12 protein-coding genes are annotated in these 16,362 nt (G+C 72.9%); 5 read left to right on the top strand and 7 right to left on the bottom strand.

The window, feature by feature from the left end:
• Positions 1 to 189 precede the first annotated feature (189 nt).
• From P3H78_RS30380 to P3H78_RS30370, 3 genes are all read left to right on the top strand, one after another.
• On the top strand, positions 190 to 5,121 hold the full coding sequence (locus P3H78_RS30380) for an NAD-glutamate dehydrogenase (RefSeq protein WP_276112396.1): 4,932 nt from the start codon (positions 190 to 192) through the stop codon (positions 5,119 to 5,121).
• Positions 5,122 to 5,269: 148 nt separating this feature from the next.
• Complete coding sequence (locus P3H78_RS30375; protein ID WP_276112395.1) at positions 5,270 to 5,767, top strand: GtrA family protein; 498 nt, start codon at positions 5,270 to 5,272, stop codon at positions 5,765 to 5,767.
• Positions 5,748 to 7,259, top strand: a complete 1,512-nt coding sequence (locus tag P3H78_RS30370) for a hypothetical protein (protein ID WP_276112394.1) — start codon at positions 5,748 to 5,750, stop codon at positions 7,257 to 7,259. The genes P3H78_RS30375 and P3H78_RS30370 overlap by 20 nt, the downstream gene beginning before the upstream one ends.
• Positions 7,260 to 7,352: 93 nt before the next feature.
• On the opposite strand, the gene P3H78_RS30365 is transcribed toward P3H78_RS30370, so the two are convergent.
• Complete coding sequence (locus P3H78_RS30365) at positions 7,353 to 8,189, bottom strand: ABC transporter ATP-binding protein (protein ID WP_438828070.1); 837 nt, start codon at positions 8,187 to 8,189, stop codon at positions 7,353 to 7,355.
• Positions 8,182 to 9,093, bottom strand: coding sequence for an ABC transporter permease (locus P3H78_RS30360; protein WP_276112393.1), 912 nt, complete (start codon positions 9,091 to 9,093; stop codon positions 8,182 to 8,184). Before P3H78_RS30360 ends, P3H78_RS30365 begins: the two co-directional genes overlap by 8 nt.
• A 184-nt stretch (positions 9,094 to 9,277) precedes the next feature.
• Here P3H78_RS30360 and P3H78_RS30355 point away from each other — a divergent pair, with 184 nt between their 5' ends.
• The gene (locus P3H78_RS30355) at positions 9,278 to 9,901 is read left to right on the top strand and encodes a TetR/AcrR family transcriptional regulator (protein WP_276112392.1); all 624 of its coding nucleotides are present in this window, start codon (positions 9,278 to 9,280) and stop codon (positions 9,899 to 9,901) included.
• A 137-nt stretch (positions 9,902 to 10,038) separates the two neighbouring features.
• On the opposite strand, the gene galE is transcribed toward P3H78_RS30355, so the two are convergent.
• From galE to P3H78_RS30335, 4 genes are all read right to left on the bottom strand, one after another.
• Complete coding sequence (galE, locus tag P3H78_RS30350) at positions 10,039 to 11,019, bottom strand: UDP-glucose 4-epimerase GalE (RefSeq protein ID WP_276112391.1); 981 nt, start codon at positions 11,017 to 11,019, stop codon at positions 10,039 to 10,041.
• A gap of 104 nt (positions 11,020 to 11,123) precedes the next feature.
• On the bottom strand, positions 11,124 to 12,725 hold the full coding sequence (locus P3H78_RS30345; protein WP_276112414.1) for a glycosyltransferase family 2 protein: 1,602 nt from the start codon (positions 12,723 to 12,725) through the stop codon (positions 11,124 to 11,126).
• A gap of 44 nt (positions 12,726 to 12,769) precedes the next feature.
• The gene (locus P3H78_RS30340; protein ID WP_276112390.1) at positions 12,770 to 14,056 is read right to left on the bottom strand and encodes a glycosyltransferase 87 family protein; all 1,287 of its coding nucleotides are present in this window, start codon (positions 14,054 to 14,056) and stop codon (positions 12,770 to 12,772) included.
• Positions 14,057 to 14,248: 192 nt separating this feature from the next.
• Entirely contained in the window at positions 14,249 to 14,737 is a 489-nt protein-coding gene (locus tag P3H78_RS30335) for a MarR family winged helix-turn-helix transcriptional regulator (protein ID WP_276112389.1), read from the bottom strand.
• A gap of 136 nt (positions 14,738 to 14,873) precedes the next feature.
• On the opposite strand from P3H78_RS30335, the gene P3H78_RS30330 reads away from it, so the two are divergent.
• Positions 14,874 to 15,287, top strand: coding sequence for an organic hydroperoxide resistance protein (locus tag P3H78_RS30330; RefSeq protein ID WP_276112388.1), 414 nt, complete (start codon positions 14,874 to 14,876; stop codon positions 15,285 to 15,287).
• A gap of 200 nt (positions 15,288 to 15,487) precedes the next feature.
• Here the strand turns inward: P3H78_RS30330 and P3H78_RS30325 are convergent, their stop codons facing one another.
• A complete protein-coding gene (locus P3H78_RS30325; RefSeq protein ID WP_276112387.1) occupies positions 15,488 to 15,757 on the bottom strand; it encodes a hypothetical protein in 270 nt (89 codons plus the stop codon).
• Positions 15,758 to 16,362 lie beyond the last annotated feature (605 nt).

Below are 16,362 nucleotides of genomic sequence, written 5' to 3'. Positions count from 1 at the left end.
GGACGTTGTGGAGAGCAGCGTCACACCCCTCGGGCGTGTCGAAAATGGCCGACATCCCCCCGCTCATCTCATCTCGCGGCATAGCGTCGGAACGGACCGGACACCCCGGGCCGAGGCGTCACGCCGGGAGGGACGAGACCGTACTTCCTTCTACGTCACGCAACGGCGCGCGACAGGAGCCAGAGGACAATGCAGACCAAGCTGGACGAAGCCAAGGCCGAGCTGCTCGAGAGGGCCGCCCGGGTAGCTGAGAACAGTCCGGTCGGGGGGCACCTACCGACCGGTTCGACGGGCGAGGGCACCCCGGACCGGGACACCGTGCTCGCGTTCCTCCAGCGCTACTACCTGCACACCGCCCCGGAGGACCTTGCCGGCCGCGACCCGGTCGACGCCTTCGGCGCCGCCTTCTCCCACTACCGCCTGGCCGAGACCCGTCCCCAGGGCACGGCCAACGTCCGGGTGCACACCCCGACCGTCGAGGAGAACGGCTGGACGTGCAGCCACTCCGTGGTCGAGGTCGTCACCGACGACATGCCCTTCCTGGTCGACTCCGTCACCAACGAGCTGACCCGTCAGGGACGCGGCATCCACGTCGTCATCCACCCCCAGTTCGTCGTCCGCCGCGACGTCACCGGCAAGCTCCTCGAGGTGCTGCCGAAGCCGCTCGCGGGCGAGTCGCTGCCGCACGACGCCCACGTCGAGTCCTGGATCCACGTCGAGACCGACCGCGAGACCGACCGGTCCGACCTCAAGCAGATCACCGCGGACCTGGTGCGCGTGCTGTCCGACGTCCGCGAGGCCGTCGAGGACTGGGAGAAGATGCGGGACGCGGCGATCCGCATCGCCGAGGGCCTGCCCGCCGAGGCGCTTCCCGCCGACCTGCCCCCGCAGGAGGCCGAAGAGGCCCGCGAGCTGCTGCGCTGGCTGTCCGACGACCACTTCACCTTCCTCGGCTACCGCGAGTACCAGCTGCGCGAGGACGACTCGCTGGCCGCGGTGCCCGGCACCGGGCTCGGGATACTGCGTGCGGACCCCCACCACGAGGCCGACGAGAGCCACCCGGTCAGCCCGTCCTTCGAGCGGCTGCCCGCCGACGCCCGCGCCAAGGCGCGCGAGCACAACCTGCTGGTGCTGACCAAGGCCAACAGCCGCGCCACCGTCCACCGCCCCTCGTACCTGGACTACGTCGGCGTCAAGAAGTTCAACGAGAAGGGCGAGGTCGTCGGCGAGCGCCGGTTCCTCGGCCTGTTCTCGTCCGCCGCGTACACCGAGTCGGTGCGGCGCGTGCCGGTCATCCGGCGCAAGGTCGACGAGGTCCTGGAGCGCGCCGGGTTCTCGCCCAACAGCCACGACGGGCGCGACCTGCTGCAGATCCTGGAGACCTACCCGCGCGACGAGCTCTTCCAGACCCCGCCCGACGAGCTGCAGGCCATCGCCACCTCGGTGCTGTACCTGCAGGAGCGCCGCCGGCTGCGCCTCTACCTGCGCCAGGACGAGTACGGGCGCTACTACTCGGCGCTGGTCTACCTCCCGCGCGACCGCTACACCACCAGCGTCCGGCTGCGGATCATCGACATCCTCAAGGAGGAACTCGGCGGCATCAGCGTCGACTTCACGGCCTGGAACACCGAGTCCATCCTCTCCCGTCTGCACTTCGTGGTCCGTGTCCCGCAGGGCACCGAGCTGCCGCAGCTGTCCGACACCGACAAGGAGCGCATCGAGGCCCGCCTGGTGGAGGCGGCCCGCTCCTGGACGGACGCCTTCTCCGAGGCGCTGACCGCCGAGCTCGGCGAGGAGCAGGCCGCGGAGCTGCTCGGCCAGTACAACCACGCCTTCCCCGAGGGCTACAAGGCCGACCACTCCCCGCGTGCGGCCGTGGCCGACCTGGTCCACCTGGAGCGGCTCGACGCGGAGCGGACCTTCGCCCTCAGCCTGTACGAGCCGGTGGGCGCCGCCCCCGAGGAGCGCCGCTTCAAGATCTACCAGAAGGGCGGCTCGGTCTCGCTGTCCGCGGTGCTCCCGGTGCTGAGCCGGCTCGGCGTCGAGGTCACCGACGAGCGGCCGTACGAGCTGCGCTGCGCCGACCGGACGACGGCGTGGGTCTACGACTTCGGCCTGCGCATGCCCCGCCCGGGCACCGGCGGCGACTACCGCGGCGACGACGCCCGCGAGCGGTTCCAGGACGCCTTCGCGGCCGCCTGGAACGACAAGGCGGAGAACGACGGGTTCAACGCGCTGGTGCTGAGCGCCGGGCTGACCTGGCGGCAGGCGATGGTGCTGCGCGCCTACGCCAAGTACCTGCGGCAGGCGGGCTCCACCTTCAGCCAGGACTACATGGAGGACACCCTCCGCAACAACGTCCACACCACCCGGCTGCTGATCTCCCTGTTCGAGGCGCGGATGGCGCCGGAGCGCCAGCGCGCCGGGCACGAGCTGGTGGACGCGCTCCTGGAGGAGCTGGACGCCGCCCTGGACCAGGTGGCCTCGCTCGACGAGGACCGGATCCTGCGGTCCTTCCTCACCGTCATCAAGGCGACGCTGCGCACGAACTTCTTCCAGCACGCGGCCGACGGCGGGCCGCACGACTACGTCTCCATGAAGTTCGACCCGCAGGCCATCCCGGACCTGCCGGCGCCGCGCCCGGCGTACGAGATCTGGGTGTACTCGCCGCGCGTCGAGGGTGTGCACCTGCGCTTCGGCAAGGTCGCCCGCGGCGGTCTGCGCTGGTCCGACCGGCGCGAGGACTTCCGCACCGAGATCCTGGGCCTGGTCAAGGCGCAGATGGTGAAGAACACCGTCATCGTGCCGGTCGGCGCCAAGGGCGGCTTCGTCGCCAAGCAGCTGCCCGACCCGGGCGTGGACCGGGACGCGTGGCTCGCGGAGGGCATCGCCAGCTACCGGACCTTCATCTCGGCGCTGCTCGACATCACCGACAACATGATCGCCGGCGAGGTCGTCCCGCCGCAGGACGTGGTCCGGCACGACGGCGAGGACACCTACCTGGTGGTCGCCGCGGACAAGGGCACCGCGACCTTCTCCGACATCGCCAACGACGTGGCCCAGTCGTACCGCTTCTGGCTGGGCGACGCCTTCGCCTCCGGCGGTTCCGCGGGCTACGACCACAAGGGCATGGGCATCACCGCCCGCGGCGCCTGGGAGTCCGTCAAGCGGCACTTCCGGGAGCTGGGCGTGGACACCCAGACCGAGGACTTCACGGTCGTCGGCATCGGCGACATGTCCGGTGACGTGTTCGGCAACGGCATGCTGCTCTCCGAGCACATCCGCCTGGTCGCCGCCTTCGACCACCGGCACATCGTCATCGACCCGACCCCGGACGCGGCCACCGGCTACGCCGAGCGCCGCCGCCTGTTCGAGCTGCCGCGCTCCAGCTGGGCCGACTACGACACCTCGCTGCTGTCGCCCGGCGGCGGGATCTTCCCGCGCACCGCGAAGTCCATCCCGGTCAACGCGCACATCCGCGAGGCCCTCGGCATCGAGTCCGGCGTCACCAAACTGACCCCGGCCGACCTCATGCGGGCGATCCTCCAGGCGCCGGTGGACCTGCTGTGGAACGGCGGCATCGGCACCTACGTCAAGGCGAGCACCGAGTCGCACGCCGACGTCGGCGACAAGGCCAACGACGCCATCCGCGTGGACGGCGCCGACCTGCGGGTCAAGGTCGTCGGCGAGGGCGGCAACCTGGGCCTGACCCAGCTCGGCCGGATCGAGTTCGCCCGCAACGGCGGCAAGATCAACACCGACGCCATCGACAACAGCGCGGGCGTGGACACCTCCGACCACGAGGTGAACATCAAGATCCTGCTCAACGGCCTGGTGACGGACGGCGACATGACCGTCAAGCAGCGCAACAGGCTGCTCGCCGAGATGACCGACGAGGTCGGCGCCCTGGTGCTGCGCAACAACTACGCGCAGAACACGGCGATCGCCAACGCGCTCGCCCAGTCCAAGGACATGCTCCACGCCCAGCAGCGCTTCATGCGCCACCTGGTGCGCGAGGGCCACCTGGACCGGGCGCTGGAGTTCCTGCCGGCCGACCGACAGATCCGCGAGCGGCTCAACTCCGGCCTCGGACTGACCGGTCCGGAGACGGCCGTCCTGCTGGCGTACACGAAGATCACCGTCGCCGAGGAGCTGCTGCACACCTCGCTGCCGGACGACCCGTACCTGCGCAGCCTGCTGCACGCGTACTTCCCGACGGAGCTGCGCGAGCAGTTCGCGGAGAACATCGACAGCCATCCGCTGCGCCGCGAGATCACCACCACGGTCCTGGTCAACGACACCGTCAACACCGGCGGTACGACCTACCTGCACCGTCTGCGCGAGGAGACCGGTGCCTCGCTGGAGGAGATCGTCCGGGCGCAGACCGTGGCCCGCACGATCTTCCGCTCCGCCTCGGTGTGGGACGCGGTCGAGGCCCTCGACAACAAGGTCGAGGCCGACGTCCAGACCCGGATCCGGCTGCACTCGCGCCGTCTGGTGGAGCGCGGCACGCGCTGGCTGCTCAACAACCGGCCGCAGCCGCTGGAGCTGTCCGGGACCGTCGCGTTCTTCGCCGAGCGTGTGGAGCGCGTCTGGTCCGAGCTGCCGAAGCTGCTGCGCGGCGCCGACCTGGACTGGTACGAGCAGGTCTTCGAGGAGCTGTCCGCCGCCGGGGTCCCGGACGAGACCGCCACGCGGGTGGCCGGCTTCTCCTCCGCCTTCCCGACGCTGGACATCGTGTCGGTGGCCGACCGGATGGGCAAGGACCCGATGGAGGTGGCCGAGGTGTACTACGACCTCGCCGACCGCCTCAGCATCACCCAGCTGATGGACCGCATCATCGAACTGCCGCGGGCCGACCGCTGGCAGTCCATGGCGCGTGCGGCGATCCGTGAGGACCTGTACGCGGCGCACGCGGCGCTGACCGCGGACGTCCTGGCCGCGGGCAACGGCAGTTCGACGCCCGAGCAGCGGTTCAAGGTGTGGGAGCAGAAGAACACGGCGCTCCTCTCCCGGGCGCGCACCACCCTGGAGGAGATCCGGGGTTCGGACGAGTTCGACCTCGCCAACCTGTCGGTGGCGATGCGCACCATGCGCACGCTGCTGCGGACGCATTCGTAACCGCACGGCATCAGCGCACGGATCGGGGCGCCCCGGGTCCTTTCGGCCCGGGGCGCCCTCATGTCGTTTTCTTGACCGGAATGGATCGCCGCCACACGACACTTTTACCCTTTCCTGCTAATCGGGATGATTCGGATAAAGTCGCGGCGTGTCTGTGAACCTCACCGAGCGCCGTCCGGCCGCGCCCCCGCCCGCACCGGTCTCCGCGCCCCCGTCCGCAGAGGGCCGGCCGGCCGCGCGCGTCGCCCTCGAAGCCGTGAAATTCGCCCTCGTCGGCGGCAGCGGCGTCCTCGTCAACCTCGTGGCGTTCAACCTGCTGCTGCACGGGACGGACCTCGCGGCCATGGCCGCGACCGTGGCGGCCAGCTGTCTGGCCATGGGGACGAATTACCTCGGCTTCCGGTTTTTCACCTATCGCGACCGGGCCTCGCGCACCCGCCGTCAGATCGCTCTCTTCTTCGTGTTCAGCGTTCTCGGCGTCGTCATGGAAAGCGGGCTTTTCTTCGCCGGTTACCACGGTCTCGGGATCGAAGGCTCCTGGGAGTCGAATGCGGTGAAGGCGCTGTCGATCGTGCTCGCCTCCGTGTTCCGGTTCCTCGTCTACCGCACCTGGGTGTTCTCGCACGATGCGCGCCGCGCCGCCTGAGGCGCCCCCCGCAGGAGCCGCGTCCCGGTCGGCGCTGCCCGCGGGACGTGCCGCCGCACCCCGGATCGCGGCCGCGCTCGTCGTGGTCCTGCTGCTCCTGGTCGTCGTCCGGCTCCCGTGGGCCGGCGACCTCGGCATGCACGCGGCGACCATCCAGCGGCTGCGCCACAACCTCCTGCACCCGGGCAACCCGCTCGTCGCCGCCGACACACCGAGCCCGTACTACTCGCCGTGGATGCTGCTCCTCGGCTGCGTCGCCGACGCCTCGGGCCTGTCCGTCTTCGTCGTCCTGCGGCTCGCCGCGCTGACCGGACTCGCCCTGCTCGTGACGGGGGTGTGGCGCTACGTCCGGACGCTGTGCGCCCACCGTGCCGCGCCCGCCGTGGCCGCGCTCAGCCTGGTCCTGCTGTGGGGCACCTCCCTCATCAACTGGAGCGGCTTCCTCGCCCTCAACTCCCTGGCGCTGACGGTGTCCTACCCGAGCGTCCTCGCCCTCGGCCTCGCCTTCCACCTGTGGACGTGGGTGACCCGGGCGGTGCGCGCGGGCGCCGGGTGGGGGAGCTGGCTGGGGATCGGCGCACTGTGGGCGGTGGTGCTGCTGTGCCACCAGTTCACCGGGATCGTCGCCACGCTGGGGGCGCTCGCCGCGGTGCTCTCCGCCCGGCCGCCGCGCACGCTGTGGCCGCGGCTCGGGGCCGCCGCGGCGCTGGGCCTGCTGGTGCTGGCGCTGTGGCCGTACTACGACTTCTTCGCCCTCTTCTGGGCCGGCGGCGACCTGGAGGAGGTGCACCGGGCGCTGTACGAGCACTTCCTCGGCCGCTACTGGCTGGCGCTGCTCGGGGTCGGCGCGCTGGCCCTGCGGGCGCGCCGCGACCGGCGCGATCCACTCGCCGTCTTCTTCGCGCTCGGGGCGCTGGTGTGCGCGGCGGGCTGGGCGAGCGGCCACTACTCATGGGGCCGTGCCCTGCCGGCCGCGCTGATCCCGGCCCAACTGGCCGCCGCGCTGGCGGTGTTCGAGGGCGGGCGCCGGGCGGTGCGGGTCCGGTGGGCGTGGACGCTGGCCGCCGCGCTGGCGCTCGGCGCGTGGGCGCAGGCCGGTGTGCTCGGCTACGTCGTGGGGCGGGACGCGCTGCCGGAGCCGCTGGCGGTCCACTACACGCCCCCGTGGGCGGGCTACCACTGGATCACCCCGTACGTGCGGTACGGACAGGTGGTGATGGCGCGGACCTTCCCCGCGCGCCTGGTCCCGGCCTACGGCGTCTACACCGTCGCCCCCGGCTACCCGGACTTCTTCCTGCCGGACGAGGCGCGGCGGGACGCGGCGGTCGACCGCTACTTCGCCCGCTCCACGCCGGGCGGCGAACGCCGGCACATCCTGCGGGAGTACGGGGTGCGCTGGGTCCTGGACCGGGGCCGGACCGTGCGCGACGGCGGTCTGCACGCGGTGGCGCACGGCCCGGACGGAGAGGTGCTGTACGCGGTGCTGCGGTGAACCCGCCGGGCGGTTCCGGGGCGCGGGCGCCGCGGCGGGCCCGGACACGGGTGAGGACCCCGGGCCGGCCGGCCCGGGGTCCTCACCCGTGACTCACTTCTTCTTGTCGGCGCCGCCGGTGAAGGCCTCGTAGGCCTCCAGGACCTCCTCGGTGGGGCCGTCCATGCGCAGCACGCCGCGCTCCAGCCACAGCACCCGGTCGCAGGTGTCGCGGATCGACTTGTTGTTGTGGCTGACCAGGAACACGGTGCCCGCGCTCTCGCGCAGCTCGCGGATCCGCTCCTCGGACCGCCGCTGGAAGGAGCGGTCGCCGGTGGCCAGGGCCTCGTCGATGAGCAGGACGTCGTGGTCCTTGGCCGCGGCGATGGAGAACCGCAGCCGGGCCGCCATGCCGGAGGAGTACGTCCGCATCGGCAGGGTGATGAAGTCGCCCTTCTCGTTGATGCCGGAGAAGTCGACGATGCCCTCGTAGCGCTCGCGGATCTGCTCGCGGGACATGCCCATGGCCAGGCCGCCGAGGTGGACGTTGCGCTCGCCGGTGAGGTCGTTCATCAGGGCCGCGTTCACGCCCAGGAGGGAGGGCTGGCCATGGGTGTAGATGTGGCCGTTCTCCACCGGCAGCAGGCCCGCGACGGCCTTCAGCAGCGTCGACTTGCCGGAGCCGTTGGTGCCGATGAGGCCGATCGCCTCGCCCTTGTAGGCGACGAACGACACGTTCTTCACCGCGTGCACCTTGCGCACGCCGGCCGCCTTCTCCGCCTGCTTGGGGCGCAGGATGCGGTGCAGGGCGGCGGTGGCCGAGCCACGGCCGGAACCGGTGCCGAAGATCCGGTAGACGATGTCCACCTGATCGGCGACGACGGTGGGGATCGGTTCGCCGTCGGGGCCCGGGATGGGGCCGCCGACGCGCTCGATGGTCTGCTCAGCCACGGCCGTACGTCTCCTCAGCCTTCCAGAAGTAGATGAAGCCGCCGACGCCCGCCAGCAGCGCCCAGCCGGTCGCGTAGGCCCACACGTGGTGCGGGAGCTGGTGGGCGTGGAAGCTGTCGATCAGCGCGAAGCGCATCAGGTCGATGTAGACGGCCGCCGGGTTCGACTCCAGCAGCACCTTCGCGGTGTGCGGCATGCCGCTGCGCTTCAGCGTGTTGTCGATGCTGAACATCACGCCGGAGACGTACATCCAGGTGCGCAGGATGAACGGCATCAGCTGGGCGATGTCCGGCGTCTTGGCGCCCATCCGGGCCATGATCATCGAGACGCCCGAGTTGAAGACGAACTGCAGGAACAGCACGGGCACGATCAGCAGCCAGGAGACGCTCACCGGGATGCCGAAGCAGAGCAGGATGACCACCAGGGCGGCCATGGAGAACAGCAGCTGCTGGAGCTGCTGCAGCGCGAACGAGATCGGGAGCGCGGCCCGGGGGAAGTGCAGCGCGCGCACCAGGCCCAGGTTCCCGGAGATCGCCCGGGTGCCCGCCATGATCGAGTTCTGGGTGAACGTCCAGATGAACACGCCCGTCACCAGGAACGGGATGTAGTCCGAGACGCCCCGGCTGGTGCCGAGGAGCACGCCGAAGATGAAGTAGTAGACCGCCGCGTTCAGCAGGGGGGTCGCGATCTGCCAGACCTGGCCGAGCTTCGCCTGGCTGTACTGAGCGGTCAGCTTGGCGGTGGCGAAGGCGGTGATGAAGTGGCGGCGCGCCCACAGCTGGCGGACGTACTGGGGCAGGGAGGGGCGGGCGCCACTGACGGACAGACCGTGCCGGGCGGCGAGGGCCGAGAGGTCGGCCTCGGCCGGTGCCGGGGCGGGCGGTGTGTGGAGGACCTGGCTCACATCCGCTGCTTTCGTTCGGGGGGTAGGGGGTCCGGGCGGCGGGTTCCTGTCCGTCACCCGATTTCCTTACGGATCTCTTCACGGTTTCTTGCGTCGAGACGGGACCGTATCGTCGCAACGTGAGCGTAGGACGAATCGACGTCGGAACGCAACCGTATCGTCGTAACGCTCTATGCTGGACCGCATGACGACGAACGCCGACGAGTCACCGACGCGAACGCGCCGTGCCCCGGCCGGGGCGGCCGTGCTCCGCGAGGACGTGACCGAGGCCATCCGGGCCGCGGTCTTCGGCGAACTCGCGGCCGTCGGCTACGCCCGCATGTCCATCGAGGGCATCGCCCGGCGCGCGGGGGTCGGCAAGACCGCGGTGTACCGGCGGTGGCGCTCCAAGCTGCACCTGGTGCTGGACATCGTCTCCGCGCTCGCGGTGCAGGGACTGCCCGCGCCGGACACCGGCTCCCTGGAGAGCGACCTGCGGCTGCTGTACGAGGTGACCTCCCGGGCGCTGCGCCATCCCATCGCCTCGCAGATCGTCCCCGACCTCCAGGCGGAGGCGGCCCGCAACCCGGACATCGCCGACGCCCTGCAGAAGGCCCTGCGGGACGGCCAGGACAGCGTCGCCAGCAGCATCCTCGCGGCGGCCGCCCGCCGCGGCGAGATCGGCGCGGAGGTGGACCAGGACCTCGCCCTCGACCTGATCTCGGGGCCCCTGTACTGGCGCGCGGTCGTGATCCGCAACCCCAAGCTGCCGGGGGGCTACCTCGGCGCCCTCGCCCGCGGCACGGCGGAGGCCCTGAAGGCCCTGTGACGGCCCCGGGCGCGCCCGTGGGGGGCCAGGGCCGTCGCGTCGCGTGCGCGGCACGCGGGTACCGGCCGCCCGGCCGGCAGACGGCGACGCCCTCGCCGCGGTGGGGGCGGCGAGGGCGTCGGCGGGGGTGTGACGGATCAGGAGCGGGCCGCCTCCGGGTGGCGGCGGACCCAGCCCTCCCAGGCCGAGCTGATCATGTCCTGGACGTCGTGCTTGGCCGTCCAGCCCAGCTCGGTGGCGATGCGGTCGGCGGAGGCGACGACGCGCGCCGGGTCGCCCGGACGGCGCGGGGTGACCGTCGCCGGGTGGTCGTGGCCGGTCACCGCGTTGATCCGGTCGATCATCTCGCGGACGGAGACGCCCTCGCCGCGGCCGATGTTCAGCGTCAGGTCCAGGCCGGGGGTGGCCTGGAGGGCGCGGGCGGTGGCGACGTGCGCCTCCGCCAGGTCGACCACGTGGATGTAGTCGCGGATGCAGGTGCCGTCCGGCGTCGGGTAGTCGTCGCCGAAGATCCGCGGCGCGGTGTTCTCCGTGAGCCGCTCGAAGACCATCGGGACCAGGTTGAAGACGCCGACGTCCGCCAGCTCCGGGGTCGCCGCGCCCGCCACGTTGAAGTAGCGCAGTGACGCCGTGGACAGCCCGGTCGCCCGGCCCGTCGCGCGGACCAGCCACTCGCCCGCGAGCTTCGTCTCGCCGTAGGGCGACATCGGCACGCAGGGGGTCTCCTCGGTGACCAGGTCCACGTCCGGCATGCCGTACACGGCCGCCGAGGAGGAGAACACGAACGAGCCGACCCCGGCCGCCGTCACCGCCTCCAGGAGGACCCGCAGGCCCTCGACGTTCTCCTGGTAGTAGTGCAGCGGCCGGTCCACGGACTCGCCCACCTGCTTCTTCGCCGCCAGGTGCACCACACCGGTGATCCCGTGCTCGGCGAGGGTGCGGGCCACCCGGTCCCCGTCCAGGGTGGAGCCCACCACCAGCGGGACCCCGTCCGGGATGCGGTCGGCGATGCCGGTGGACAGGTCGTCGTACACCACCGCCTGCTCGCCCGCCTCGGTCATCGCGCGGACGACGTGTGATCCGATGTAGCCGGCGCCGCCGGTGATCAGCCAGGTCATGTGCGGCCGTCTCCTCTTCGGTTGACCGCGGGGATCCGGTGGGGCGGATCCCCGGGGTCGGTTTCTCGGTTGCGTGGTCGGACTGGGGTGCCGTGCGCCGCGGGTCAGCGCAGCAGACGGCGGAGCCTGCCGCGGACCACGGACGCGACCCCGCGCAGCCCGGATGCCACCCGCAGGGCGAGGGCTCCGGAGTGCGTGGCGTAGGGCTGGACCAGCAGGACGCCCCGCCGCAGGCTCGGCACGGCGCTGCGCCGCAGCCGGTGCCCGCCGGTCCGGGCGTGTGCGGTCGTCTCCCGCACGGTGCCGTCGGTGAGCCGCACGTGGAGCCGCAGGTCCCAGGTGCCGGCGCCGAGGGCGTCGAGGTCCACGGCCGCCTCGGCGGTCCAGACGCCGCCGTCGGCGGACACCAGCGGGACCGTGGCCTGCTGGGCGACCCGGTCCTGCTCCCGGTGCCGCCACTCGATCTCCAGCTCCTGCGGAGCCGTCTGCGCCAGCCGGCCGTACAGCTCGTGCAGGCGCAGGTGCAGCCGGCCGGAGCGGGCCCGCGGGTCCAGCTCCGCGTCCAGCGCGAGCGGCAGCAGGTGGACCGGGCGGGTCAGGTAGGGCTCCAGGGTGACCTCGGGCAGGTCCTCGGACCAGACCGGGGTGCCGTCGGCGTCCTTCGCGTAGGGCGGGCACAGCCGGGCCGGGCGGGCCGCGAGCTCCCGCAGCCGGGGAAGGTCGCGCGGCTCGGGGGAGGCCAGCACGACCCGGGCGAGCAGCCTGCCGGGAGCGGCCGGGTTGAGCGCCCAGTCGGCGGCGTCGTACTCCGCGAGGTACTCCCGGGTGAGGGTCCACCAGGCGCGCCGGTAGTCCTCGTCACGCAGGCTCAGCTCGCGGGCGTACATGCGCAGTTCGTGGTCGAGGAACTTGGCGCGGGCGGCCCGCGCGAGCTCCTTCTGCCCGGCGGCGAGCAGGATGTCGTACGCGGCCCGGCTCGCCTCGGTGCGGGCCCGCCAGTTGTCGATGTGCGCGCGGTCCAGCGAGATCGACAGCTGGTCGGCGGACCGGCGCACGTGCCAGACGTACACCTGGTCCGGGACGAGGGCGATGCGCGGGGCGGCCGCGAGCATGCGGGCGGTGAAGACGAAGTCCTCGTAGGGGTAGCGCCCCTCCGGGAAGCGGATGTCGTGCTCGCGCAGGAAGTCCGTGCGGTACAGCTTGTTGACGCAGAGCGTGTCGTGCACGAGGCGCGGCAGCTCCGCGGGGCGCGCGAGTACGGCGCCCTCGGTGTACAGCCGGTCCTGCCAGAGCACTTCGCGGCCGGAGGGCAGTTCCCGGCGCACGCACAGGCCGGCCGCCACCTCCGCCCGCTCGTCCGTGGCCGCCGCGAGCAGCGCGTCGACCGCGCCGTCCGGCAGGACGTCGTCGCTGTCGAGGAACATCACGTACGGCGAGGCCACCGCGTCGATGCCGGTGTTGCGCGGGCTGCCGCAGCCGCCGCTGTTGGTCTCGCGCCGGATCACCCGCAGTCTGGGCTCCTCGGCCGCGAGGCCCGTGAGCAGCTCGAAGGTGCCGTCCGCGGAGCAGTCGTCGACGGCGACGACCTCCCGGACGGCCGGGCCCTGCGCGAGCGCCGAGCGCACCGCGTCGGCGATGTGGGCGACGTCGTTGTATCCGATCACGACGACGCTGACGTGTGGTGCCTGCTGGGGGTGCGGGTGCATGGAGTCCACGGGCCGGAATCGTAGGTGTGGAGGGTAATTTCCCGTTAAGAGGGGCTCAGTACCCCGTGCGGAAGACGGTCGGATCCCGTGTCGGGTTCCCCCGGAAGCGGCTCCCGTTTCGTCGACCGCCACAACCGGACGAACGAGGTTACCGCGGCCGCGGCCAGCAGGCCGTTGCGCGCCACCATCAGCGCACATCCGGTCCAGGTGCAGGCCGCGACGTCATGGTAGAGCGTCGGGTAGGCGATCGCGCTCACCAGGCTCGCCGCGGCGACCAGCGCGGCCACCGGGCGCTGGGTGGTGGCGCGTGAGGTCAGGCACACCGCGGCCAGCCCGAGCAGCCAGATCATGTACTGGGGGCTGATCACCCGGCTGGTGACCGTGAACAGCAGCACCGCGGTCAGCGCCGCGTCGTACGGGGTCGCGGGTGCCCAGCGCCGGGCGCGGATCCGCCACAGCAGCAGGAGCGCGAAGGCGGCCGCGGTGAGGACCAGTGAGAGGTGTGCCACAGCGGGGACGTGCGGGCCGGTGAACTCCAGCGCCCCGTACCGGTAGCGGACCCGGCCGGGCCAGCCGGCGTGGGTGGCCAGGGCCAGCGCCGTGCCGCCGAACGACTCGATCTGCACCCCCCGGCCGCCCTGCTGGTGCACGAAGGCGAGCGGATTGCGGAACAGCCCGGCGAACAGGGCGAACACCGCGGCCCCGGTCACCGCGGCCCACGACCACGCCGACCGGGTGGGGCGGCCGCGCGGGGTCCCCAGCAGGACCAGGGCCGGCCACACCTTGACCAGCGCCCCCAGTGCGGCGAGCGCCCCGCAGGCGCGCCGGGAGCGGGGCAGCACCAGCAGCGAGGCCACGGCGAAGGCGGTGACCTGCACGTCGTACCGGGCCAGCGGGACGTGCAGCAGCAGCGGCAGGCACAGCGTCCAGTAGGCCGCTCCGTGCAGGCTGCGGTCCCGGCGCGTCCCGGCGCGGGCCAGCATCAGCGCGATCGCCGCGTCGGAGGCGAGCGTGAGCGCCACGAAGGCCTGGAAGTAGGTCAGGCCCGGCAGCAGGGAGGGAGAGAGCAGCACCGCCCCGGCGCCCGGCGGGTACTGCCAGAGCGTGTCGTGGGCGGGGAAGGCGCCGTGCTCCAGGACGCCGTGCCAGTGCCCGTACAGCTTCCACACCTCGCGCGCCACCGAGCCCCCGCCCAGCAGCGGCAGGGTGTTGTGGGCGAGCAGGGTCAGCATGAGGGCGCGCGTGGCGAGCCAGGCGGCGGTCAGGGCGAGGAGGCGGTGTCGCGTCGGCGCGGCGGGGAGGGCACGCGTCACGCTCGGGGTGGCGCTCATCACGGCGGATGGTAAATCGGATGAAAGGGGCAAAGCGTGTCATATGCGATCTGTTGCCGGTAAGAACACGCCAAAGGGGGTGAAACGGGGTGCATGTGGCCGTGGGTTGCCGCGGGTGGCCGGCTCCGGTGTCCGGCAGGGGTCCGGCCCTGGCCGTCGTGCGCCCCTTGCGGCCCGGTCCCGTTGGATCCGCTACCTGCGGCCCGGGGACTCCTGGAGTGCCGCCGCGTCCAGGGCGCCGGTCAGCCGGTCGAGGCGGGCGTGCAGGTCGCCGATCTCCTCCAGTGTGAAACCGGTCGCCGAGACGATCCGGCGCGGCACCTCCTCCGCCCGTTCGCGCAGGGCGGCGCCCTCGGGGGTGGGCCGCACCTCCACCGACCGCTCGTCCCGGGCGCTGCGCTCGCGTCGCACCAGCCCGGCCGCCTCCAGCCGCTTCAGCAGCGGGGACAGGGTGCCGGAGTCCAGGCGCAGGTGCTCGCCGAGCCGCTTGACCGGGGTCTCGCCGTGCTCCCAGAGCACCAGCATCACCAGGTACTGGGGGTAGGTCAGCCCGAGGTCCTTGAGGATCACGCGGTAGACGCCGTTGAAGGCGCGTGAGGCGGCGTGCAGGGAGAAGCAGATCTGCCGGTCCAGACGCAGCCACTCCTCCTGCGGCACGGTCTGCGGAACCTGGGTACTCATGCCGTCCAGGATAGCCCCGGCGGGCCATTTAGTTGCACACAACTTAATTGTGTGCTCTAGTCATGGGTGTGAGGCGGCACGGCAGCGAACCGGAGGCCGACCGCCGGAACCCGAGCAACGAGAGGGATGGTCTTCCATGGACGCGCTCTACACCGCCGTCGCCACCGCCACCCACGGCCGTGAGGGCCGTGCCGTCAGCTCCGACGGCCGGCTCGACCTGCAGCTCGCCCTGCCGGTGGAGATGGGCGGCAACGGGCAGGGCACCAACCCCGAGCAGCTGTTCGCCGCCGGGTACGCCGCCTGCTTCGCCAGCGCCCTCGGCCTGGTCGGCCGCCAGGCGAAGGTGGACGTCAGCGAGGCCGCCGTCACCGGCGAGGTGGGCATCGGCAAGCAGGGCGAGGGCTTCGGCCTCGCCGTGACCCTCCGTGTCGAGCTGCCCGACTCGGTGGACGAGGCCACCGGCCGCAAGCTGGTCGAGCAGGCCCACCAGGTCTGCCCCTACTCCAACGCCACCCGCGGCAACATCCCCGTCGAGCTGGTCGTCGAGTAGCGGCCGCGGCGGCCCGCCGCGCGGCAGCCCCGAGCCCACCGCCGCGGGGCCGTCCCGGCCCGTCGCCTCCGCCCGTCCCAGGGCCGGTGGGCGCCGCCGGGGCGCCCGGACGGCCGCCAGGGGGTCGGCCGGGCCGGGGTGGGCCGGGACGTGCGCGGACGCACGCGGACTCCCGGGAGCGCGGCGGTGGTCGGAGGGGATCAGCGGCTGCCGGTGACCGCCCGGCGGCCCGCGGACCGCGGAGCCCCGCAGGACGGGATGTGCTCCGCCTGCGGCGGACGGCCCGACCGGGTGCGGCCCGACCGGGTGCGGCCGGGCGGCGGCAGGAGCGCGGCCCGCAGCGCGCGCCGCGCCCTGGCGGCGGCCTTCGCCGCCCTGTGGCACAGCACCGCGGCCCCGCGCAGCACGCGGAACGCGCGGTGTACGCCGAGACCGGCCAGGGTGCGGCGCAGCGCCGGGCGCGGCGGCACCGCGGCGCCGAGCGCGCGGCAACGGAGACGGCCCGCGCGGGCCCGGCGCAGGAGCGGGGCACCTCTGCCGCGCGGCGACCGGCCCGGCCGGGCGGTCGTCGCCCCCGGGCGGGGGGCCGGGGGCGGCCCCGGCCACCCGCCCGCCGGTGCGGCACGGCCGCCCGGGCGGCCGGAACGGGACGTCGGAGGATCGGGCAACGGGACTTCCAGGGTTCGGCGCCGGCCTTCTGCCCGGCAACGGACCCGGGAGCGGGCCGGTTACGGCGTGTGCTGCATGTGGGGGACGCCGGGCGGCTCCGGCGGGGTGCGGGTGCATCACTGCGGGCCGCCGGGGCACCCGGCGGCCCACGGCGGGCCCGCACCGGGTCGCCGTGGGCGGACGTCGCGGACCCGTCCCGGGACACGCGGGTACGCGCCGGGACGCCGACCGGGACACGCGGGTACGCGCCGGGACGCCGACCGGGACACGCGGGTACGCGCCGGGACGCCGACCGGGACACGCGGGTACGCGCCGGGACGCCGACCGGGTGCCCGCCGGGGGCCGTCCGCCGGAGAGGCAGCCGGGCCCCCCACCGGGGCGGGCCCCGCCGCAACAGCGGCGGTCG

The sequence above is a fragment of the Streptomyces tropicalis genome (assembly GCF_029269835.1).
Taxonomy (GTDB): Bacteria; Actinomycetota; Actinomycetes; order Streptomycetales; family Streptomycetaceae; genus Streptomyces; species Streptomyces tropicalis.
This window is presented reverse-complemented; position numbering and strand designations above follow the sequence as displayed.